Annotated in this window: 22 protein-coding genes; 21 read left to right on the forward strand and 1 reads right to left on the reverse strand. The window is 38.4% G+C overall.

From position 1 onward, the window contains the following. The first annotated feature begins 150 nt into the window (after positions 1-150). From MURRU_RS06630 to MURRU_RS06730, 21 genes are all read left to right on the forward strand, one after another. Entirely contained in the window at positions 151-1,020 is an 870-nt protein-coding gene (locus MURRU_RS06630) for a M23 family metallopeptidase (protein ID WP_014032673.1), read from the forward strand. Further along, positions 1,021-2,520: a GH3 family acyl-acid amido synthetase gene (locus tag MURRU_RS06635; RefSeq protein WP_014032674.1), complete on the forward strand. Its 1,500-nt coding sequence runs from the start codon at positions 1,021-1,023 to the stop codon at positions 2,518-2,520. A gap of 49 nt (positions 2,521-2,569) precedes the next feature. Further along, a complete protein-coding gene (locus MURRU_RS06640) occupies positions 2,570-4,258 on the forward strand; it encodes a DUF6909 family protein (protein WP_014032675.1) in 1,689 nt (562 codons plus the stop codon). A 3-nt stretch (positions 4,259-4,261) separates the two neighbouring features. Next, positions 4,262-5,311 (forward strand): hypothetical protein, encoded by a 1,050-nt coding sequence (locus MURRU_RS06645; RefSeq protein WP_014032676.1) that lies wholly within the window; start codon positions 4,262-4,264, stop codon positions 5,309-5,311. Positions 5,312-5,378: 67 nt separating this feature from the next. Then, a complete protein-coding gene (rfbD, locus tag MURRU_RS06650) occupies positions 5,379-6,155 on the forward strand; it encodes a dTDP-4-dehydrorhamnose reductase (RefSeq protein WP_014032677.1) in 777 nt (258 codons plus the stop codon). Between the two features lie 59 nt (positions 6,156-6,214). Beyond that, a complete protein-coding gene (rfbB, locus tag MURRU_RS06655; RefSeq protein ID WP_014032678.1) occupies positions 6,215-7,276 on the forward strand; it encodes a dTDP-glucose 4,6-dehydratase in 1,062 nt (353 codons plus the stop codon). Between the two features lie 6 nt (positions 7,277-7,282). Then, complete coding sequence (gene rfbA, locus MURRU_RS06660) at positions 7,283-8,152, forward strand: glucose-1-phosphate thymidylyltransferase RfbA (RefSeq protein ID WP_014032679.1); 870 nt, start codon at positions 7,283-7,285, stop codon at positions 8,150-8,152. Then, complete coding sequence (rfbC, locus tag MURRU_RS06665) at positions 8,149-8,697, forward strand: dTDP-4-dehydrorhamnose 3,5-epimerase (RefSeq protein ID WP_014032680.1); 549 nt, start codon at positions 8,149-8,151, stop codon at positions 8,695-8,697. The genes rfbA and rfbC overlap by 4 nt, the downstream gene beginning before the upstream one ends. An 11-nt stretch (positions 8,698-8,708) precedes the next feature. Beyond that, entirely contained in the window at positions 8,709-9,521 is an 813-nt protein-coding gene (cysQ, locus tag MURRU_RS06670; RefSeq protein WP_014032681.1) for a 3'(2'),5'-bisphosphate nucleotidase CysQ, read from the forward strand. Next, complete coding sequence (locus MURRU_RS06675) at positions 9,522-9,956, forward strand: DUF2061 domain-containing protein (RefSeq protein WP_014032682.1); 435 nt, start codon at positions 9,522-9,524, stop codon at positions 9,954-9,956. After that, complete coding sequence (gene cysC / locus MURRU_RS06680; RefSeq protein ID WP_014032683.1) at positions 9,938-10,528, forward strand: adenylyl-sulfate kinase; 591 nt, start codon at positions 9,938-9,940, stop codon at positions 10,526-10,528. The genes MURRU_RS06675 and cysC overlap by 19 nt, the downstream gene beginning before the upstream one ends. Continuing rightward, entirely contained in the window at positions 10,528-11,433 is a 906-nt protein-coding gene (gene cysD, locus MURRU_RS06685) for a sulfate adenylyltransferase subunit CysD (RefSeq protein WP_014032684.1), read from the forward strand. The genes cysC and cysD overlap by 1 nt, the downstream gene beginning before the upstream one ends. A gap of 7 nt (positions 11,434-11,440) precedes the next feature. Beyond that, positions 11,441-12,694 (forward strand): sulfate adenylyltransferase subunit CysN, encoded by a 1,254-nt coding sequence (gene cysN, locus MURRU_RS06690; RefSeq protein WP_014032685.1) that lies wholly within the window; start codon positions 11,441-11,443, stop codon positions 12,692-12,694. Positions 12,695-12,937: 243 nt separating this feature from the next. Beyond that, positions 12,938-14,179, forward strand: a complete 1,242-nt coding sequence (locus MURRU_RS06695; RefSeq protein ID WP_313777683.1) for an MBOAT family O-acyltransferase — start codon at positions 12,938-12,940, stop codon at positions 14,177-14,179. A 4-nt stretch (positions 14,180-14,183) separates the two neighbouring features. Beyond that, entirely contained in the window at positions 14,184-15,638 is a 1,455-nt protein-coding gene (locus MURRU_RS06700; protein WP_014032686.1) for a hypothetical protein, read from the forward strand. Positions 15,639-15,831: 193 nt separating this feature from the next. Further along, positions 15,832-17,079, forward strand: a complete 1,248-nt coding sequence (locus MURRU_RS06705; protein WP_014032687.1) for an oligosaccharide flippase family protein — start codon at positions 15,832-15,834, stop codon at positions 17,077-17,079. Then, complete coding sequence (locus tag MURRU_RS06710; RefSeq protein ID WP_014032688.1) at positions 17,079-17,513, forward strand: transferase; 435 nt, start codon at positions 17,079-17,081, stop codon at positions 17,511-17,513. Before MURRU_RS06705 ends, MURRU_RS06710 begins: the two co-directional genes overlap by 1 nt. After that, positions 17,510-18,430: a sulfotransferase family protein gene (locus MURRU_RS06715; RefSeq protein WP_014032689.1), complete on the forward strand. Its 921-nt coding sequence runs from the start codon at positions 17,510-17,512 to the stop codon at positions 18,428-18,430. Before MURRU_RS06710 ends, MURRU_RS06715 begins: the two co-directional genes overlap by 4 nt. Before the next feature lie 15 nt (positions 18,431-18,445). Beyond that, the gene (locus MURRU_RS06720) at positions 18,446-19,810 is read left to right on the forward strand and encodes an O-antigen ligase family protein (protein ID WP_014032690.1); all 1,365 of its coding nucleotides are present in this window, start codon (positions 18,446-18,448) and stop codon (positions 19,808-19,810) included. Next, positions 19,794-20,624, forward strand: a complete 831-nt coding sequence (locus tag MURRU_RS06725; protein WP_014032691.1) for a glycosyltransferase — start codon at positions 19,794-19,796, stop codon at positions 20,622-20,624. Before MURRU_RS06720 ends, MURRU_RS06725 begins: the two co-directional genes overlap by 17 nt. Further along, positions 20,617-21,849 (forward strand): O-antigen ligase family protein, encoded by a 1,233-nt coding sequence (locus MURRU_RS06730; RefSeq protein WP_014032692.1) that lies wholly within the window; start codon positions 20,617-20,619, stop codon positions 21,847-21,849. Before MURRU_RS06725 ends, MURRU_RS06730 begins: the two co-directional genes overlap by 8 nt. On the opposite strand, the gene MURRU_RS06735 is transcribed toward MURRU_RS06730, so the two are convergent. Then, a complete protein-coding gene (locus MURRU_RS06735) occupies positions 21,831-22,907 on the reverse strand; it encodes a glycosyltransferase (protein ID WP_014032693.1) in 1,077 nt (358 codons plus the stop codon). The genes MURRU_RS06730 and MURRU_RS06735 overlap by 19 nt on opposite strands. Between the last annotated feature and the right edge of the window lie 61 nt (positions 22,908-22,968).

Below are 22,968 nucleotides of genomic sequence, written 5' to 3' on the forward strand. Positions count from 1 at the left end.
TTAGAAATGTAAAAATACTAAAAAGATGTTGAAGAGCACATTCGATTAACGAAAATTAGCATTTGAAAATGATTTTTAGGAACTTATCCCCTACAGCTTTTTTAAAAAGCTTAACATGCAAATTAAAATCTAAGCCTATCTTTGTTCACCATGGCAAAGGACAAAAAGAAAAGAAAAGAGATAAAGCGCAAGCTGCTGCACAAGTATCGCTTGGTAATTCTTAACGAAAGCACCTTTGAGGAAAAGATATCCTTTAAGCTCAACAGACTTAATGTTTTTGTTACCGGAACTTTGTTTATTATAGTTTTAATAGGGGTTACCACCTTGATCATTGCCTTTACCCCGCTACGGGAATATATTCCAGGCTATTCTTCCACAAGGTTGAAACGGCAGGCCACCGAGCTTACTTATAAAACGGACTCATTGGTTACCGTACTTAATTATACCAACAGGTATTTGGACAATGTGAGAAAGGTGCTGCGGGGAGATATCGAGAACAATCAAGTAAATCGCGACTCACTTTTTGACCAATATAAATTGGACCCAGCTTCCGTGGATCTTACTCCAATTAGACAAGATTTATTGTTGAGGGAAGAAGTGGAACTGGAAGACAAGTACAATCTTTTTGAAAGAGATGTCGAGAACTTGGCAACCTTGTTCTTTTCGCCTGTCAACGGGACTGTTTCGCAAGGGTTTGACCAAAAGACTAAACACTATGCCGTTGATTTGGTCGCTCCAAGGGAAACACCTGTAAAATCCATTGCAGGTGGCACGGTTTTATTTGCCGAATGGACTACGGAAACAGGGTATGTTATCATTATCGAGCATCAAGAAGGAATAACCTCCGTGTACAAGCACAACGGTTCTTTGAGCAAATCCCAAGGAGATATGGTAAAAGCTGGAGAAGTGATCGCATCGATTGGAAATACGGGAGAGCTCACAACAGGACCGCACCTGCATTTTGAACTTTGGAGAAAAGGAAAGCCCGTTGATCCACAGAACTATATTGATTTCAACTAAATGTCCTTAAAAGCGTTTGCGGCAAAAATATTTGCGAATCGGATAGCAAAAAAAACCAATAAATGGATGCGCCGGCCCGTAAAAACCCAACAAAAGGTGTTTAATCAACTAGTGGCCCAAGCTAAGGGAACTGTTTTTGGCAAGGACCATGATTTTGAAGAGATTCGTTCCCATCAAGATTTTGTGGAACGGGTTCCAATTCGGGATTATGAAGAACTAAAAGGATACGTCCAACAAATTATTGATGGCAAGAGTGATGTGCTTTGGCCGGGAAAACCCATTTATTTTGCCAAAACTTCGGGCACTACTTCGGGAGCAAAGTATATCCCTATTACCAAACCATCCATAAAAAATCAGGTAGAAGCTTCACGGAATGCCATACTCAATTACATTCACGAAACAGGAAACGCCGATTTTGTGGATGGAAAAATGATTTTTTTACAGGGCAGCCCCATTTTGGAGGAGAAAAATGGAATCAAATTGGGTAGACTCTCTGGCATATCCGCTCATTACGTGCCCAATTATCTCCAAAAAAACCGATTGCCGAGTTGGGAGACCAATTGCATTGAGGATTGGGAGACCAAAGTGGACAAAATTGTTGAAGAGACCGAAAGGGAGAACATGACCGTTATTGCGGGGATTCCTTCTTGGGTGCAGATGTATTTTGAAAAACTCAACACCAAGGCGGGAAAAAAAGTGGGTGATCTTTTCAAGGAGTTCCAATTGTTCATCTATGGAGGCGTTAATTACGAACCTTACCGGGCCAAATTTGAAAACCTGATAGGAAGAAAAGTGGACAGTATTGAGCTTTTTCCCGCGAGCGAAGGTTTTTTTGCTTATCAAAACTCCCAAAAGGAAAAGGGAATGTTGTTGCTTTTGGACGCAGGAATCTTTTATGAATTTGTAAAGGCAGATGAGTTTTTTGATGAAAACCCGAAGCGATTGACCATTGCGGATGTGGAATTGGATGTAGATTATGCCATGGTAATTTCCACCAATGCCGGATTGTGGGGCTACAACCTTGGGGATACCATTCGGTTTATTTCCAAAACTCCCTACAAAATTATGGTGTCTGGGAGAATCAAGCATTTTATTTCGGCATTCGGGGAACATGTAATAGCCAAAGAGGTGGAAGAAGCTCTGCGATTGGCCGTAGAGCAGACGGATGCTGTAGTAAACGAATTTACCGTAGCTCCCCAGACCAACCCGAAAGAAGGAGAGCTTCCCTATCACGAATGGTTTATCGAATTTCAGAAAGAGCCATCAGATTGGACAAAATTTTCTGGAATCATCGAAGAAAGCATGAAAAAACAAAACAGTTACTATTTTGATCTGATCGATGGGCACATTCTTCAACCCTTAAAAATCAGTAACATTAAGCCAAATGGGTTTCAAGAATATATGAAATCCATAGGTAAATTGGGCGGACAGAACAAGGTGCAGCGCCTTGCCAACGACCGTAAAGTGGCCGATGGATTGCATCCCTTTAAAATTAGTTGACCCATAACTGTTTAATTTTTATAGGAAATCGCTTATTTTGCCAGAAGTTATGATGGCAACAGAAGTAAAACAGACAACCAGGGCGCAAGAGTCCACGAATGCAATCGAGCGTTTGTACATAACTATGCGCCATTTGCTCAACCGTGGGTTTTACAAACCATCGGGCGTTTCGGGCAACGCACTTCGAAATGCACTTTTATTGCTCAGGCCCGAAATTTACGGCACCATAGCAGAGGACAAGGCGGAACTCAACGGACTGATTTATGTCCTGGAACGCTTGCCCGAAGGCATTGAGGAGTGCCGTTTCATCAATCTGACTTCCGATGAAGGCTTTGCCAAATCACACTTAAAACCCATTGTGCCGCCCAAAAGGCGAAGAAACTGCTACCGAATAGACGATGAGCAAATGAACATCGAAATCACACGCGGCAGAAGCGATATCTATGATATTTTGACCCACCTTACCTTTTTGTTCGTTGAATCTGATAAGATTTCCAAAAGAGTTTTGGTGGATGATGGCAATGCCACCATTCGAGATTGGGACAAGCTTACCGAATTTGTGCTGAGCGAGGAAAAGAATAATGATGAACGAGAGGTGGCCCTGATCCACTGTGCCAATATTTTGGGGAGAACTTTTGATGAGGTCGTTGATATCCAAAACAAATTGAAGACCGCGAAGGATCCCGACCGTTTTTTAAATGTGATGTATTGGTTGGGAAAACTCGCTATTGAAGAAGAGACTACGGGCAATAAAAGAACGATTACCTTCAGCCCTTTGTTGCGGGAGCGTTTGGGGCATCATATTCACGGAGAAAAGTGGGCCGATAAAATAAAGAAAACGCTAAAAGCGCATAATTTGATGCACAGGCCGCTTCATATTATCAGTGCGAACATGCACAGTGTTATGAACTCGCTTTTTGCCAAAAAGGCATTAGCCCAAGAGTTTCCCGATAATGAATCCTTGGATATTTATGAGGCATTAGGCTCCGAGAAGCATAAAAGCCTCAATAAAAAAGTAAAAAATCTTGCCGAAAAGAACGGCATGATTTTTTTGGACGACGAATCGGGAGCCAATATTGACATTCAAATCTTTGATACGGCCAAGTTCGGAAAACAGAGTTGTTGCTATAAGTTGCCAGCGGATATTTCGGAGGAAGAAAAACCCGTTATATTTGTGATGGACTATGCCTTTGGGGAACAAGCTTATGAAACCATAGATGAACTTTTAAAGCCTATGGAAGAAGATGATGAAAAGATTTTCCTGAACGTTGATTCGGTCTCCATAATGGGAAAAGCTGGAATTTTGGAAGGCGGTAAAGGCGATTTAATGATTCCCTCGGCACATATTTTTGAAGGAACAGCGGACAATTACCCCTTTAAAAACGAACTGAACGGTTCGGATTTTGAAGGACATGGCCTAAAAGTAATGGAAGGCACAATGGTTACCGTTTTGGGAACATCGCTTCAAAACCGCGATATTCTCCATTTTTTTCACGAATCCACATGGAATGTGATAGGTTTGGAAATGGAGGGAGTGCACTATCAAAAAGCGATACAATCGGCATCCCAAATACGAAAAAGCATAAAAAAGGATGTTAAGGTGCGTTATGCCTATTATGCATCGGACAATCCTTTGGAAACAGGAAGCACATTGGCTTCGGGTGGATTGGGAACAACGGGGGTTAAGCCCACATATTTAATTACGGACAGGATTTTAAAACAAATATTCAATTTATAGGAAATGGCAGACCAACCAGTAAATCAGAATAATTCAGATGAAATAGATTTGGGACAATTGTTCCAGATGATCGGGAGGGGTTTTCAGAAGTTCTTCAATTTTATCGGCAGCATTTTTAAGGGAATTTTCCACTTGGCAATGCTGTTCCTCATTTTTGTGCAGAAGAACATCATTGTCATTGGGGCAGCCGTTATCATTGGCGGAGTGGGAGGATTTATTTTGGACAAAACCCTACCGGAAAAGTATATTTCCAGAATGGTTGTGGAACCCAATTTCAACAGCGTTCAGCAGCTGTACAATAATGTAGCCTTTTATAATGATTTAGCAGATGCAAAAGACTCTGTAGCCTTGGCCACAGCATTGAACATTACCGAGCACGAAGCGGCCAGTGTTAAGGAAATCTTCACCGACTCGTATTCCGATGAGAACCAGAAAATAAAACTCTTTGATGAGTTTATCAGGGAGTTGGACACCACCACGGTTAAAGCAATAGATTACGAGAATTATTTGGAGAACTTCAATTCATTGGATGCTCGGTTCCATCAAATCTCTGTAATAAGTACGGACAATAAGGTGGCCAAAAAGGCGCAACCGGCCATTATCAATTCGATTGCGGTCAATCAATATTTTAAGCTTCAGAAAAGAATCAACGATGAGAACTTGGACCTCCAAGAAGAAATCTACAAAAACCAGCTTGCCGAGATTGACTCTCTGCAGAGCCTGTACAAGACAGTAATGGTCAAGGAGGCGGACAAACCCATGCAAGGGACCAACATTAATCTTGCGGAAAGTTCAGAATCACAAGGCAGGGAGTTGGAGTTGGTGCAAGAAAAAGATGTTCTCAAAGAGAAATTGGTTGCCTTGAACAAAGAACGGGCCAATAAATCGACGATTGTGAATGTAATAAGCGATTTTCCTACAAGAGGTGTGGAACTAAAGGGGTTTTGGAATAGCTATAAATTTTTACTTCCAATATTGTTGTTGGCCTTGGCGCTTGGTGTTTTGGCCTTGCTTGAGTTGAACAGATACCTCAAAACATATAACCAAAAATAGATTGTCCCTAAAAAGGTTATCTCCAAAACAGTTTTTTGGTTCCAGCTGGTGAAAGAAAACGAATGTAATGGTTAGAATCTTGGTAACCGGGTCTAGAGGCCAACTTGGGCTTACGCTCCAGGAACAGTCACATGATTTTCCAGAGGTTTTTTTTGATTTCAAAGCATCCGCAGCACTTGATATTACCCAACCCGCTCAGTTAGTAGATGCTTTTCAGAAAAGGCAATATGACTTCTGTATCAATTGTGCCGCCTATACCCATGTAGAGGATGCAGAGAAGCACCCCGAAAAGGCTTTCTCGGTGAATGCGGAAGGTGTAAAAAATTTAGCCGAGGTATGTAGAGACCATACAACTACTCTAATCCATATTTCCACGGATTATGTTTTTGATGGAGAAAAAGAGGATCCATACACTGTTAATGACAAAACCAACCCAATCAACGAATATGGTAGGTCCAAACTAAGGGGAGAGCGGTTTATTCAAGAGATTTTACCCAACCACTATATAATTCGGTCATCTTGGCTGTACAGCAAAAAATTCGGTCATAATTTTTATCGTACAATTTTGAAAAAGGCTCTGGCAGGAGAAGATTTGTACATAACAAATGCCCAAAAAGGATGTCCGACTGACACGGAGACATTGGCAGAATTTATTTTAAATGAAATCGTGTTGAAAAAAAAGCCCTTCGGCATATATCATTTTACCGACGGCAAACCGATGACGTGGTATGAATTTGCCAAGCAAATACTGGAAGAGAATGGGCTTACAGGCAAGGTCAACCTTGTTTTGGACACGAATTATCGTACTTTCGCAAAGAGGCCAAAGAACAGTGTTCTTTCATGATTAATAGAAGGCTATATTCCTTTTAGAAACAGGACGCATAGGATTATAAAGGAGTTTACATGGAAAAGGATATTCCAAAAAACATTTTAATTACAGGAGGAGCCGGGTTTATCGGTTCTCATGTAGTTCGGCGGTTCGTAACCAAGTACGGTCACTACAAAATCTTTAATCTGGACGCCTTGACCTATGCGGGAAATTTGGAAAATTTAAAGGATGTTGAAGAAGCTTTCAACTACTCATTTGTAAAAGGGGACATCGCCCATTCCGATTTTATCAATGAGCTTTTTTCTAAACATAAATTTGATGGTGTGATTCATCTGGCCGCAGAATCCCATGTCGACCGTTCCATTTCGGATCCCTTATCCTTTGTGCGAACCAATATTTTGGGCACGGTCAATTTATTAAATGCTTCGTTGGAGTTGGCCAAGAACAACTCAAACTTCTTGTTTTATCACATAAGCACCGATGAGGTGTATGGCAGCTTGGGCAAAGAGGGGTTTTTTACCGAAAGCACAGCGTATGATCCAAACTCGCCTTATTCCGCCTCAAAGGCGAGCTCCGACCATTTTGTGCGAGCTTATGGAGCGACCTATAAATTACCATATGTTATTTCCAATTGCTCCAACAATTATGGTCCTAATCAATTCCCGGAGAAATTGATTCCTTTGTTCATTAACAATATCATACAAAACAAGCCGTTGCCTGTTTATGGTGATGGAAATTATACCCGTGATTGGTTGTACGTAAAAGACCATGCTAGGGCAATTGATTTGGTATTTAACAAAGGAAAAAAGGGAGAGACCTACAATATTGGGGGATTTAACGAGTGGAAGAACATTGATTTGACCAAATTGTTATGCCGATTGATGGATAAGAAACTCAAAAGACAAGAAGGCTCCTCAGAAAAACTGATAACCTTTGTAAAGGATCGCCCGGGACATGATTTAAGGTACGCCATTGATGCCACCAAAATAAACCAAGAATTGGGTTGGGAGCCATCCGTAACATTTGAGGAAGGTCTTGAAAAGACCATAGATTGGTATTTTGACAATCAGGAGTGGCTGGATCATGTTACCTCGGGAGACTATTTGGAATATTATAAAAAGCAATATCAAGCATAAAATACAATGAAGGGAATCATCTTGGCAGGAGGAACCGGCAGTAGGCTGCACCCACTTACCCTTTCAGTGAGCAAGCAGTTGATGCCCATTTACGACAAGCCAATGATTTACTACCCATTGTCCACCTTAATGTATGCAGGAATCAAAGATATATTGATTATATCCACACCAAAGGACCTCCCGTTGTTCCAAGAACTGTTGGGTGACGGACAAAAGTATGGTTGTTCCTTTTCTTACGCAGTGCAAGAATCACCCAACGGATTGGCAGAAGCCTTCATTATAGGTGAAGATTTTATTGGGAAAGATAAGGTAGCTCTCATTTTGGGAGACAATATCTTTTACGGCGCAGGCTTGTCCAAACTGTTGCAAGCAAATAATGACCCTGATGGGGGAATTATTTATGCGTACCGGGTCAACGACCCACAGCGATATGGTGTGGTCGAGTTTGATGAAGAGGGAAAAGCCATTAGTATTGAAGAAAAGCCAAAGGAACCCAAGTCCAGTTATGTAGTGCCAGGGATTTACTTTTATGACAACGAAGTAATTTCCATAGCCAAAGGCATTGAACCAAGTAAGAGGGGCGAATTGGAGATTACCGATGTAAACAAAGCATACTTAAAAAGAGGCAAGCTCAATGTAAGTATTCTAGATAGAGGAACAGCCTGGTTGGATACCGGTACGTTCCAGGCCCTGATGCAAGCCTCAAAATTTGTAGAGGTGATTGAGGAGCGACAAGGCTTGATAACGGGGTCGATAGAAGCAGCTGCGTATGAAATGGGCTATATCGACCAAGAAGCATTAAAAGAGTTGGCAAAACCATTGATGAAGAGTGGTTACGGCAATAGATTGTTGGGCATATTGAGTAAAGAAGCATGATTAAGGCAACGGAGACCAAGTTAAAAGGGTGCTTTATAATTGAGCCCACAGTTTTTGAAGATGAGCGGGGCTATTTTTTTGAAAGTTACAACCACAAGGATTTTTGTGAAGCAATCGGACGAGAAGTAAACTTTGTGCAGGATAACCAATCCTTTTCCACAAAAGGAGTACTCCGGGGGTTGCATTTTCAGAGGGGGGAACACGCCCAAGCTAAGCTAATACAGGTTCTTGAAGGGGCAATCCAAGATGTTGTAGTTGACTTTCGTAAAGATTCTCCTACCTTTGCGCGGCATTTCTCCATGGAGCTGAGCGACAAGAACAAAAAACAGTTATTTGTGCCTAGAGGTTTCGCCCATGGGTTTTTAACGTTGAGCGATACGGCAAAAGTAATGTACAAGTGCGATAATTACTATAACCACAAAGCGGAGGGAGGACTTCGTTTTGATTGTCCTGAACTGAAAATAAAGTGGTTAATCGGCGCTGATGATTTGCTACTCTCTGAAAAAGATAGGAAATTGCCAAACTATTTGAGCGCACTAACATAAAAAACAACAAATTGAATCCCATTGATTTAGACCAACAACTCTCCCTAGCAGTTAAAGCATCCATTGAAGCTGGAAAAGCCATTATGGAGATATATGACTCAGCAGATTTTGAAACAGAATTTAAAAAGGACGACTCACCACTTACCCGAGCAGATTTAGAGTCTAACAGGGTAATAATGTCCTATTTAACCAGCACAAACATTCCTATTATTAGTGAGGAGAAAAAAAACCTTGATTATAGTGAAAGGAAAGACTGGGATTTTTGTTGGATGGTAGACCCTTTGGATGGCACCAAAGAGTTTATAAAACGTAATGGGGAGTTTACGGTCAATATAGCACTGATTAAAAATGGAACTCCAATTCTAGGGGTTATCTATGTGCCCGTCACCAAGGAACTATACTATGCCAATGTTGAGGAAGGTAAATCATACAAGATATTTGGAGGTGATACGGAGGAATTACCTCAAAATCTTTTTGATAAAGAGAACCGATTACTTCCAAAAGAAAAGAGCCGCGCTTCGAAAACCAAAGTGGTCGGAAGTCGCTCACACATGAACGAACATACAGAGCAGTTTATTGAACAACTAAAAAATGATGGAAAGTCTGTTGAGATAGTATCAAAAGGAAGTTCTTTAAAATTTTGTATTGTAGCAGAAGGAGAAGCAGATATTTATCCCAGAGTAGCCCCTACCATGGAATGGGATACAGCGGCCGGACATGCCATTTGTGCCGCCATAGGATTAAAGGTAACAAATTGGGAAACTGGAGAAGACTTGATTTACAACAAGGAAAATCTTTTGAACCCATTTTTTTTGGTTAAATAAATGACGCAAAAGGTTTCTTATAAAAGGCATTTGGCCAAGACCATAACATGGAGAGTAGTGGGGACGCTGGATACTATTTTACTCTCTTGGGCCATCACAGGGAATCCTTTTACAGGCTTAAAAATAGGTTTGGCAGAAGTTGTCACCAAAATGGCCCTATACTATTTTCATGAAAGAATATGGGTAAAAGCTGGAATTGATGATAGTAGAAAAAGACATATAATTAAAACGATAACATGGAGGGCCTTGGGCACCTTGGATACTATTATACTATCATGGATTATATCCGGAGACCCTTTCACGGGACTTAAAATCGGATTTGCCGAGGTCATCACAAAAATGATATTGTATTATTTTCATGAAAGATCGTGGTACAAGATCAACTATGGTCTAGATAAAAGGAAACGAGCAAAAAAATGGGGGAGAACATCATAAAGCATAATTATAAAATTGGAATGGATGAAAGAAGAAAGGCCAATGGCCATAATTCATTCCTAGTTTTCTTCACCGGTCTTTCCGGTTCGGGAAAATCCACAGTCGCTTGTGCTTTGGAGCAAAAGTTGTTTGAAGCAAACATAAAAACCTATGTCTTGGATGGCGATAATGTTCGAAGAGGAATAAATAGGGATTTAAAGTTCTCCGAGGAGGACCGATCAGAAAACAACCGCAGAATAGGGGAAATAGCCCATTTGTTCGTGGATGCAGGTATGGTGGTTTTGGCAGCTTTTGTGGCCCCTTTTGAAAAGGACCGAAATTTCATCAAAAAAACGGTAGGAGAAGAGAATTATATAGAGGTTTTTGTGGACACCAGCTTGGAAGAATGTGAAAAAAGAGATGTGAAAGGTCTTTATAAAAAGGCAAGAAAAGGAGAAATAAAGGATATGACGGGCATTTCCAGCCCCTATGAAGTACCTTTGCGCCCAAATATTGTTTTAACGGAAAAAGAGTCCGTAGAAGAAGCGGTAAACAGAATATATGAATTGATTCGACCCAAATTACAATTGTAATGAGTAAATACTATTTAAACTATTTAGATGAGCTAGAGTCCGAAGCTATTTTTATAATGAGAGAAGTTTGGGCCCAGTTTCAAAATCCGGTAATCTTGTTTTCCGGAGGTAAGGATTCCATAGTGGTGACCCATTTGGCAAGAAAGGCGTTTTACCCGAGCAAAATTCCTTTTGCCTTAATGCACGTGGACACAGGTCACAACTTTCCAGAAACGATTAAATTTAGGGACGACCTTATTGATGGTTTGGGTGTAAGACTCATTGTGGGTTCGGTACAAGAGTCGATTGATCAAGGAAGGGTAGCCGAGGAAAAAGGAAAGAACGCCACAAGGAACGCCCTCCAAATAACCACATTGTTGGACGCCATTGAAACCAATAAAGTAGATTGTGCCATTGGGGGAGGAAGAAGGGACGAAGAGAAGGCCCGCGCTAAGGAGCGTTTCTTCTCGCACAGAGACGATTTTGGTCAGTGGGACCCCAAGAACCAGCGTCCAGAACTGTGGAACTTGTTCAATGGAAAACAATTTGAAGGAGAGCATTTTCGGGTTTTCCCCATTAGCAATTGGACCGAGATGGATGTTTGGAACTACATCAAAAGAGAAAACATAAAGATACCATCGCTTTACTTTGCCCATGAGCGGGAAGTAGTTTGGAGGAGCAACTCTTGGATTCCAAACTCGGAATTTTTAAAGCTGGATGAGGGCGAAGAGGTAGTGACCAAAAAAATACGTTTCAGGACCCTGGGCGATATCACCATCACCGGTGGAATAGAATCAAATGCGGATACTGTTGAGAAAATAGCGCAGGAAGTAGCTGCCATGAGACAAACCGAAAGAGGAAACCGAAGCGACGATAAGCGTTCGGAAACAGCAATGGAGGACAGAAAAAAACAAGGATATTTTTAGAAAAGATATGTTGGACAACAATCAATTATTAAGATTTACCACAGCGGGAAGCGTAGATGATGGAAAAAGTACGCTCATTGGAAGACTGCTGTTTGATTCCAAGTCAATTTTTGAGGATCAACTCGAGGCCATTGAAAGCACAAGTAAAAAGAAAGGACACGACGGTGTTGATTTGGCCCTTTTCACAGATGGACTTCGTGACGAAAGAGAACAAGGTATTACCATCGATGTAGCCTACCGCTACTTTACAACACCAAAAAGAAAGTTCATTATTGCCGATACTCCGGGACACATTCAATATACTAGAAACATGGTCACGGGTGCATCAACGGCAAATGCAGCCATTATTTTGGTAGATGCAAGGCACGGTGTTATCGAACAGACAAAAAGGCATGCATTTATTGCTTCCTTGTTGCAAATACCTCACGTAATTGTTTGTATCAACAAAATGGATTTGGTGGATTACTCCGAAGAGGCGTATAACACCGTTATTGCCCAGTTCGAGGAGTTTTCATCCAAACTGCTTGTAAAAGATGTTCGGTTTATACCGATCAGTGCATTGTTGGGAGACAATGTGGTGAACCGATCCAAAAATATGGATTGGTACCAGGGAGCACCCTTATTGCACACTTTAGAAACCATGCATATAAGTAGCGACATCAATAAGGTTGATGCCAGATTCCCTGTGCAGACAGTTTTAAGACCCCAAAGCGAAGAATTTAGGGATTATCGCGGCTATGCTGGACGAATGGCAAGTGGCGTGTTGAGAAAAGGGGATGAAATTACGGTAATGCCCTCGGGCTTTACATCAAAAATTAAATCCATAGACACCTTTTCTGGTGAGGTGGATGAAGCTTTTGCTCCGATGTCTGTATCCATTACCCTTGAGGATGATATTGATATCAGCAGAGGGGATATGATTGTTCGTTCCAACAACAAGCCAGAAGCTCAACAAGATTTGGAGGTAATGCTTTGCTGGTTGAACAATAATCCCGCTAAACCTAGGGCTAAATATACCATCAAACATACCTCTAATGAGCAGAAAGCGATGATTAAAGAGGTATTGTATAAAATAGACATTAACACATTGAGCCGTAGTTCTGATGATACAGATATGTCTATGAACGATATTTGTAAAGTAAAAATAAGGACCACGAAACCATTGATGGTGGATTCTTATCGAGAAAATAGGACTACCGGCAGCATTATTTTAATTGATGATGCGACCAATGAGACTGTGGCAGCTGGGATGGTTGTTTAACCTATACTTCTTTATGTTATTCAATTCTATTGACTTTGCTATTTTTTTCCCAATAGCTTTTGTTCTTTATTGGGTATTGGCGACAAAAAAAAATTCACGGAACGTTTTTTTGATTATTGCAAGCTACGTGTTCTATGGATGGTGGGATTGGCGCTTTTTATTTTTGATAGCTTTTAGTTCTCTGGTCGATTTTTTAGTTGGAAAGGCCATTTACAAGACCGAATCCCAAAAAAGAAAAAGCATTTGCTTTGGATTAGCCTATTGGTCAACCTTGGTTTTTTGGCCTATTTCAAATATTTTAATTTTTTCATTGAAAGCTTTGTTGATGCTTTTCGGCTTTTCGGAAATGAATTGACTTCTCCAGCATTGAATATTATCCTTCCTGTTGGAATTAGTTTCTACACTTTTCAAACACTGAGTTATACGATTGACATTTATAGAAAGCAAATTGAGCCGACCAATGATTGGCCTGCCTTTTTTGCATTCGTTTCATTCTACCCTCAATTGGTTGCCGGGCCTATTGAAAGAGCATATCACTTACTGCCACAATTTTCAAAAACCTATAAGTTTGATTACAATCTAGTAAAGTCAGGTATTTTATTAATGGCATTCGGGTTGTTCAAGAAGATGGTAATAGCTGACAGGGCCGCACTATATGTGAATGAAGTATATAACAATCCAGATTATTACGACGGCACGGCATATACATATGCTACCTTATTATTTGCGTTTCAGATATATTGCGATTTTTCCGGTTATTCAGATATAGCTATTGGTGCAGCTAGAACAATGGGGTTTGACCTGATGAAAAACTTTGATTCCCCTTATTTTTCAAAATCTTTGACGGAGTTTTGGCGTAGGTGGCATATTTCATTATCCACATGGTTTAGAGACTATGTCTATATACCCTTGGGCGGAAGCAAAAAAGGGAAGTACCGTACATATGCCAACCTTTTCATTGTTTTCTTGGTTAGTGGACTTTGGCATGGTGCAGCAATGACATTTGTAATTTGGGGAGCCATACATGGCATTATACTGGTATTGGAAAAAGCTTTCTATAACCTAAAGCAACCTATTTATAATAAAGTTGGATTAGCATCATCAAATTATTCGAATAGTTTAGCTTTTGGTTTGGCCACTTTTGTGGTAGTTTGCTTCGCATGGGTTTTTTTTAGGGCCAATAGTCTATCGGACTCCCTTATGATCAGCACAGGGATGATCAACGACTTTGATTTGGCCAGTATTTTTAAAAATGAAACTTATCGCATCGGTTTAAGGGCTTATGAGTTTAAGGTGTTAATTTTTTCCATATTGAGTCTTTGTGTTTTCGAAGTATTGCATAAAAAGCACAATATAATTTCACTTTTAAACAAACAAGGGTCTTTGTTTCGGTGGGGCGTTTATTTGCTTATAGTTTTTTCAATAGTGATTTTTGGGGTATACGGGGACCGTAACATTTCAGAATTTATATATTTTCAATTCTAAACAAATGGTAAAACTCATTTTCAAAGGTGTAATTTTTTTAATCCTTTTTGGGGTCGTTACCTATATTTTAGACCCTCTTTTTTTGGATAGGGATCAATGGATCTATAGTTCATACAATTCACTCTATGAAGCTGAAAAACCCAAGAATCTCGTATTTATTGGTAATTCCCATCTTAACAAAGGGCTAGACAATTTTATAGTGGATGCTAAAACAGGTTCTGAATCCATAAAACTGGTGGGAGCGGGCCTAAATATTGCACAAATTTATTATAACTTTTTGGAGGTCTTGGAATATCAATTACCAGAATTGATCGTAATAGAAACTTGGTGTTTGTATTCTCCAGGAAATAACCACAACAACCCTATTGATGACAATGGAAAATTAGTGGGATACAACAAATATGCTTTTGAAAACAAAAGAATTGGACCAATAAAGTTCGAAGAAACACAACTTTCCGTTGATAAGAAGGACATAGCTTTCCATTTGTTCAACACTTTTAGATATCATGATAGGTGGACTGATTTAAAAGGATTTTCATTTTTCTTGAATGATGGTTTTAGGGCTCCTGCAGAGGAAGTGTTGCAAGAATGGGTTAAAACGGGCGGGGTATTAACTCCTTCAAAAGCTGAGCAATATGCACATACACAGTTTGATTCCTCGGGGATTTTTTTATCGGCCCAAGAAAAGGACTATCTAAATAAAATTCTTGAATTATCAGAAAAGAAAGGAATAAAACTACTCTTTTTGAACATACCTATTTTTGAGACATACTATCAAAAAAGCAAAAAAGCCTTGGATGGTGTTTCGGATGAATTAACAGAGTTTTTCAAGCCTTATAAAAATGTAGATTTTTTTGATTTAAACAGGAGCATTGGAGGGTTACCCAGGACTTACATGTCCAATGAAAGAAACATATCGGCAAATCAGCATGTAAATTATAAGGGGTGTATAAAAACCAGTAATCTTGTTTCTGATTATTTAATAAAGAACTATAAACTTAATGTAAATGATGAATATCTTTCAAGTGGGGAAGATTTGTTGTACAATTTTAAGAAAATAGAAAAAGATTCATTCTTTTTAGGTGGGATCAATAAGGTCAATAACGTCCTTGTCAGTAAAATGAAATCAAAAAACAGGATTACAATAGGTCCCCAAGAGGATAAAATCAAAATAGAAGGGTGGATGCATAGAGAAGGAATAAACAACCTTCGTTCCGAAAAAGCAATAGCCCTGCGTAAAGGAAATGATTTTATTTACATTTCAGGAGATGAAATGAGAGAAAGAAAAGCTTACGCACTTATTGACAAGTTTGGCGAACAATATACCAAGAGTGGGTATACATTTGAAATCCCAAAGGAAATATTGGAAAGAGGGCAATATAAAATATACCATCTTATTAAAACCAATTCAGGAAAGCATTACATTCAGGATACATGGAAATGGCTAATAGTTCTTTAAAACAAAACAAGTTTACAACCTAAGGCAATCTGTAGATATAATTGAAAAACCGATATTTGCAAGGTCCCTATACAAGCAACTATAATGGATTTGTTATTAGATCATCTCCTTATTTTTTGAATGTTTGGTTCCATTATGATTGGAGAGAGGATTCTAAACGAGTCCTTTTGTATAACCCTACACACCCTATTCTGTGAAGAAGAGTTTTTCCTTTTTGGCCAATAACAAGAAAATAATAGAGAACTTTTCTTATTTGTCGCTTCTCCAAATTTTGAATATGGCTCTGCCCCTATTGGTGTTCCCATACCTTATTCGAGTTCTAGGAAAGGATGTTTATGGTCTGGTTATATATGCACAGGCCATAGTGGGTTATTTTGTAGTGCTCGTCAATTTTGGGTTCAACATTATTGGAACTAAAGAGGTAAGTATTAACAGGGACAGAAAAAACAAACTGAACAAAATACTCAGCAGTATTTTCATCATTAAAGGAGGTTTGTTTTTGTTTTCCTGCTTAACCCTATTGGGATTAACATTTTTTCTCCAAGAATTTAAACAATATTCTCTTTTGTTGATTTTGACACTTTGGATGTGTTTCAACGAATTCATTTTTCCCGTATACTATTTTCAGGGGATAGAAAAAATGAAATACATTACACTTTTGACTCTGATAAGCCGGGTTACTTTGGTATTGTTTGTGTTCGTTTTAGTTAACAACAAGGACGATTATTTGATGGTGCCCATCATAAATGGGATTGGGGTTTTGATATCAGGAATAATTTCACAGAGCATCCTGTATAAAGACGGAATTAGGTATTCATGGCAACCTTTTTATATATTGAAACACTATGTGTTAAAATCCTTTGTAATGGCATTGGCGTATGCCTCAAACACCCTAAAAGCCAACTTTAGTATTGTGGCTGTTAAACTATTGTTCTCACTCAAAGATGTAGCGTACTTCGATTTAGCTTTGAAAATTTCAAGATTGGGCAGTACGTTTCTCGAGTTGATAGGCGTTGCAATTTTTCCAAAAATGAGTCGTGAAAAAAACAAGCGCTTCTTAAGAAAAGTGATGCTGTTGTGTGGAGTTCTGTCCTTAATCTTTGTTTTGGTCATCCAATTGTTCTCAACTACAATCGTTGAAATTGTAGGAGGAGAGGAAATGTCCAACGCAACAGATGTTTTAAGAATAATTGTTTTGTTTGTTCCTTTCCAAATTCTGGGAGCACTGCTTGGTAGAAATGGATTGATAGTACATGGTTACGACAAACATGTTTTGTATAGTATGGGGTTGTCCAGTTTGTTGTTTCTAGCTTTATTGATGGGATCATACATGCTGTTGGGCAGTCTATCCTTGCTTTTTGTAGGGGGAATATTTGTTGTTTCGTTTGTTTTCGATACTGCTTATAGGTACTTTATGTGTAAAAAATTTGAAATTGTGTGATGAAGCGAATTAGTATTTTACGTGCAATATGGAGTTTTTGTTATGGAATGGTGCTGAGTATTATGTGCTATAGAACAGTTAAAGTATACCTTTGCAACCATCTTAATATTGGTATTTGGAAACTTTATAAGTCACGAACGATTTTTCCTCATCCAGTTGGTGTTGTGATTGGAATGAAGGTTGAATTGGGCATGGATTGTAAGATTTATCAAAACGTTACTATTGGAACGAAAGATATAAAGGATTTTAAAAATGGAAAGTATCCCAAAATTGGAAATAATGTTGTTATATTCCCAAACAGTATTATCATTGGAGACATTAAAATAGGTGATGGCTCTCAAATTGGAGCCGGTTCAATAGTTTTAGAGGATGTTCCTCCATATACCATTGTGGCAGGTTCTCCCGCTAAGTTTATAAGGACAATTAAATCATGAAAAACAACATTAAACCAAATTTTTTAATTGTAGGGTTTCCCAAATGTGGTTCAACAGCCTTACATTATTATCTAAATAGCCACCCAGAAATATATATGCCCAACCAGAAGGAACTTCATTTTTTTACCAGTGATATTCTTGGGGCACTTAAAGAAGGAAAGGGCGACAAATATGTAAAGGGAACACAAATAAAAGACATCAATAATTATTTGTCCCACTATGAAGGTGTCCAAAATGAAAAGGCCATTGGTGATGCATCACCATCCTATGTTAACTATCCTGAAAAAGCCATTCCTAGGATAAAAAATACATTGGGCAATCCTAAAATAATAATCTTGCTTCGAGATCCCATAAAGAGAGCCTATTCAAACTATTTGCACTTGGTAAGGGAAAACAGGGAGAGTTTAGGCTTTTTTGATGCGCTCCAACAAGAAAACAAAAGAAAGGAACAGAATTTTTCAGATTTTTGGTATTATCAATTCAACTCAACATACTTTGACAAGGTGAAATCGTATCAAAACCATTTTGATGAGGTTTTGGTGCTAACCCAAGAAGAACTGAACAATAATGTGCTGAACACAGTACAAAAGGTGTTTGCCTTTTTGGGTGTCGACCCAAATTTTGAACCAGGAAACATTGAAAAAAGATACAATCCGGGTGGAGTCTACAAAAAAAATATAATCACAAATTTAATCTTTAACCAAAGTGGGTTAAGGGAGCTTATAAAGAAGCTTGTGCCCATAACCCCCAGAATGAAGCATCTGAAGCATTGGTTGATTAAAAAATACAAGACTCAAACACCCAAAATGCCAATTGAATCAGAGGAATACCTTGTAGAATCCTTAAAAGAAGATGTTAGAAAATTGACAGAAATCGGGGTGGATACTAGTACTTGGAACCCAAGATTCTTTAACTAAAGACAATATCAATATATGAGAATTGTAAGGTTCTTGTTCTTTTTAGGACTTTTTTTTCTTCCTTTCAATTCTTTTGAGGGGTACAAATATATTGGCGAATTTACAAGAGATGGTTCCATTCTGTTTTTTTTGCCCATACCAATTTTGGCTATTTTGCTCAAGGGAAAATTTATTTTTCCGGCCAACGATATAATATATCAGGCATTTTTACTGTTTTTTATTTGGATTGTGTTTTCCATGACCTTGAACCTTTTTGATGCTCATGAATACTATTTCAAAGGCATGAACGGTTATACTCGGTTCACAAGGCAAATCTTTTCGTTGTTAATTTCATCAGTTTATCTTTTTTTGGGATACTATTTGGTGTTTCGGGGCATGGAACCACAGAAACTTTTTTTTACGTTGCGAAAAGTTATTTTTTTTTCGTTCGTATTGGTGTCGGCGTATGCATTTCTAGAGTTTTTAATTCTAAGACTACATTTAACTTCTTTGGAAAAGCTTATTAAGGTCTTTGATTTTTTTCCTTTTACAGAGGTAAAACTTGATTACAGGAATCGAAGGCTTTCTTCAGTTACTTTTGAGCCACCAGCCTTGGCAACTTATCTTTTTAGCGTCTCTGGTTGGATGTTTAGCTATATTGTGACAGGAAAAGGAGTGAAAAAGTATATTCCAGGGCTAATAGTGGTTTTCCTTTGTCTTTTTTCTGGTTCCAGGTCCTCCCTTTTTTTTATAGGGGTTCAGCTTGCAGCATTTGTATGGGTGCTGCTGCGAAAAAAAGATTACAGAAAATATTTTAAAAGGGTTTTGATTTACTCACTCATAGCAGGTCTTTTTGCAGGTGCGCTTTTTGGTAGAACCATATCCGCTTATATTATTGATAAAGCTACTTCTTTTAGTATAAAGGACGATCAATTGTCCAACTCCAACAAATCGCGACTAGGTATATATACCGCATCTTGGCTGGTTTTTCTGGAGAATCCGATTGTGGGAGCGGGATATGGTCAACAAGCATTCTTGGCCAAAGACAAGTATCCTGATTGGGCCGTAAAAAACAATTGGGAATTTAGAGACAAATATTTGAATGAAAACGATCCAAGCTTTCCGCCTGGCTACAACCTTTATTTACGATTACTTGCGGAAACAGGATTGATAGGCTTGTTGATTTTTGCTTTGTTTTCTTTTATGATTGTAACAAGATGCCTAAAGCTTATTAAGTCAGATGACGATACTATTGAAATATTCGGATTGGTTCTATTTGTTTCAATGATAGGCTTTTTTTTGAATTGGTTCAAAATGGATACGTTCAGGGTTTACGGTTTTTGGATAGGCCTAGCGTTACTGATAGTTGTCAATACATATAGAAATGAAGTCAAATCATAGTATAGCATTACTTATTCCGCACTACAATTCCCCTAAAGAGTTGTATGCGTCCATAGATTCCATTAAAGAATCAATTGAGGTAGATTTACTGATTGTTGATGATGGCAGTAAAGTTAAATTTGAAGAGGATCGTATACTTAAGAACTATACTTGTGGTCAAACCCATTTCCATTATCTTGAAGAAAACCAAGGAATTGGGGTAGCACTTAATGAAGGCCTTTCCTTTTTAGTCTCTAAGGGATATGAATATATTGCCAGATTGGATTGTGGGGACTATTGTCATGAGGACAGGCTTTCCAAACAAATTGACTATTTAAAAAAAAATAGAGAAGTGGCCATGGTAGGGAGTTGGGCTAACATTGTTAATGAACAGGGGGATTTGCTGTATGTTTTGAAGCACCCAACTTCGCATGAGGAGATTTCAAAAAAAATGTACTTGAACAATACTTTTGTACATCCATCTGTAGTCTTTAGGTCAAGCGTTTTGAAAAAGGCAGGAAATTATCCTTTTAAATACAGGTTTGCTTCTCAAGACTATGCTTTTTTCTTCAATATAATGAAACATTACAGAGTAGAGAACATGCCCGAAGTGTTGGTTGATTATGTGATTTCGGCAAATTCTATCTCTACAAAGAAAAGAAGATTACAAGTAAAGAACAGGCTTCATATCATTTGGGACAATTATTATTTAGGCTTTTATCCTACGTACGGCCTGCTTAGAAATATGTTGTTGTTGTTATTGCCTCGTTGGGCTACAACGGGCTTAAAAAAAGCGGTTTTCAAGAAACAGGATAAAACAGTCAACAATGAATAGTTTGCTGAAACCCGAACATAAAAAAATTGACTTTTGGTACGGTTTACTCATAAGTGCTTTTTGTTTTTCCCTGCCTTTTGAAGGAGTGGCTCGTGCTGTTCCGAATATTATCTTGATACCATTGTTGGTCCTGTTTCCTTTTACCATCAAAAGGGAAAGCTTTAAAAATTGGTATTGGCGGCCAATAGTTTTATATGCTATTCTTTGGGTATCGTTACTGGTAAAGACATTTGTTTTTGGCCAGTTTGAATCGGAAATGGGCTTTTTGACCAAACTGCTCTTGGTTTCAGCGATATTTTTTCTTATGACTCCTGTCAACTCGATGTCATGGGTAAAAAAAGGATTGGTTTATGGGACTACAGCAGCAATTTTGTTATCATTCGGTGCTGTTATCGGTTATATAATAGAATCTGGACATTTTAAATTCTCAAGTGGCCCACAAGTAAATAGCGTATTGGTGACAGAAAGGGTCTACTTGGCTTTTTTGGCAGTGATTTCCAGTGTTTTTTGTTTTAATGAAACTACAGAAGAGGAAAAGAAGGCCAAAAAAAGTTTGTATTTAGCTATTCTTTTGATCAATGTACTTTTTATCCTTATGGTGGCAGCTAGAATGGCCACGATTAGTTTAATAGTGATAGGTGTTTTCTACTTCATCTTCAAGAAAAGATACAAACAGCTTTTATATTTTGGAGCTGCTGCTTTGGCACTGTTATTCGTTGCAATAATTTCAAACCCCAATTTAAAGAACAGGATTTTTTATGCAGATAAAAAGAAAAACTTTGTTGAAAAGGTACAGGCTTGGGAACCAAGGGTGGTTATTTGGGGGTGCACCTTTTCTTCGCTGTCAGATACGGACTTCAACTATTTATTCGGGTTTGCCTCAAGTAATGAAGTCCAGGGAAAATTATTGGAGTGTTATGATGAAAGCATCGAAAGAGAAGGAAAGAGAGATTATTTTCTTAGGGAGAAATTTAACCCCCACAATCAATATTTTGATATACTGCTTTTGACTGGTTTTCTAGGGTTATTTCTTTTTGGAGGTATTTTTTTTGACCTTTTAAGATGTAACAGACACAATTTTACCAATCTTGCCTTAATACTTTCATTTTTATTACTGGGATTGGTTGAGTGCTATTTACATAGACAGTTAGGAGTATATATATTTGGGGTTTTATGTATAGTCGCACTCAAAAAAACAAAAAAGAACTATTTGACCGAAGAATAAACCATTTCAAGCTCTTTAAAGTTTTTGTTTTGATCAAAAAGCTCAACCACCCTTTCTCTTGAGTTTGTTTCCATCTTGTTTCTCAAACTCTTGTTTTGTATCAGTTGGAGAACAGCATTTTTAAAATCATCTAAACTAGAGCACAAAAAACCATTGTAACCATGCTCAACAGCATCTTTGTTTCCTATTACATCAGTGGCAATAATGGGCTTGCGTAAAGCCATTGCCTCCAAAATTGTAAAAGGCAAGCCCTCCCAAAGGGAGGTTTGAATAAAAACATCAAAGTCTTTGACCATTTGTATTACTTCTTGATTGGGTTTCCACCCAGTAATTATGATGTTTTTAGAGGTTAATTCATGCCTGAGCTCCCCATCTCCAACCCAAACAAACTGAATGCTCGGAAAGCACTTTGCAACCTTGTTGAACAATTGAGGATTTTTTTGGTTACTAAGCCTTCCTACAGAACCAATGGTTTGTACCTTTTGCGAAACTTTTGGTAAATCTCCAAAAGAATCTGGAACAATACCATTTCTTATCAATTGGGAAGGTCCAATCTTTTTCGCCAAGTCGTATTCTGTATCGCCACAGGCAAGGGTTGTACCTCCTAACAAAACATTGGCATACTTTTCAATAAAGAAAAAGGACTTTTGTTTTAAAGGACTTATGTCTTGCCTTACAAAGGCATACCCATTAGGGGTATAGAATATTTCTGCTTTGTTGTACATTCTCCCCGCAATTCTCCCTATTATTCCAGCTTTGGAGGAATGTAAGTGTATTACGTCAGGTCTTATTGATTTAATTGTTTTATGAATTTGTACCAAAGCACTAAAGTCTTTCAAGGGAGAAATGCTCCGCTGCATTGCTATGGGATAAAGGAAGGCCGTATTTTTAAAATCACCTTCTATTTTTTCAAGACTTGTTCCTTCTCTACTCGGACTATATATAACGTGTTGTTCAAATTTGGCGTTTCCTTCAAAAAAATGACAAATGTCTTTGATATATTTATAAACACCAGCAACAAAAGGCTCAGAAATATGTAAAACTTTAATTTTGCTCATAGGAATATAAAAAATGTTAAAGGGTTGAGAAGGACAAATAGGGTTTGAATTTAATTATTGC

This window comes from Allomuricauda ruestringensis DSM 13258, assembly GCF_000224085.1.
Taxonomy (GTDB): domain Bacteria; phylum Bacteroidota; class Bacteroidia; order Flavobacteriales; family Flavobacteriaceae; genus Flagellimonas; species Flagellimonas ruestringensis.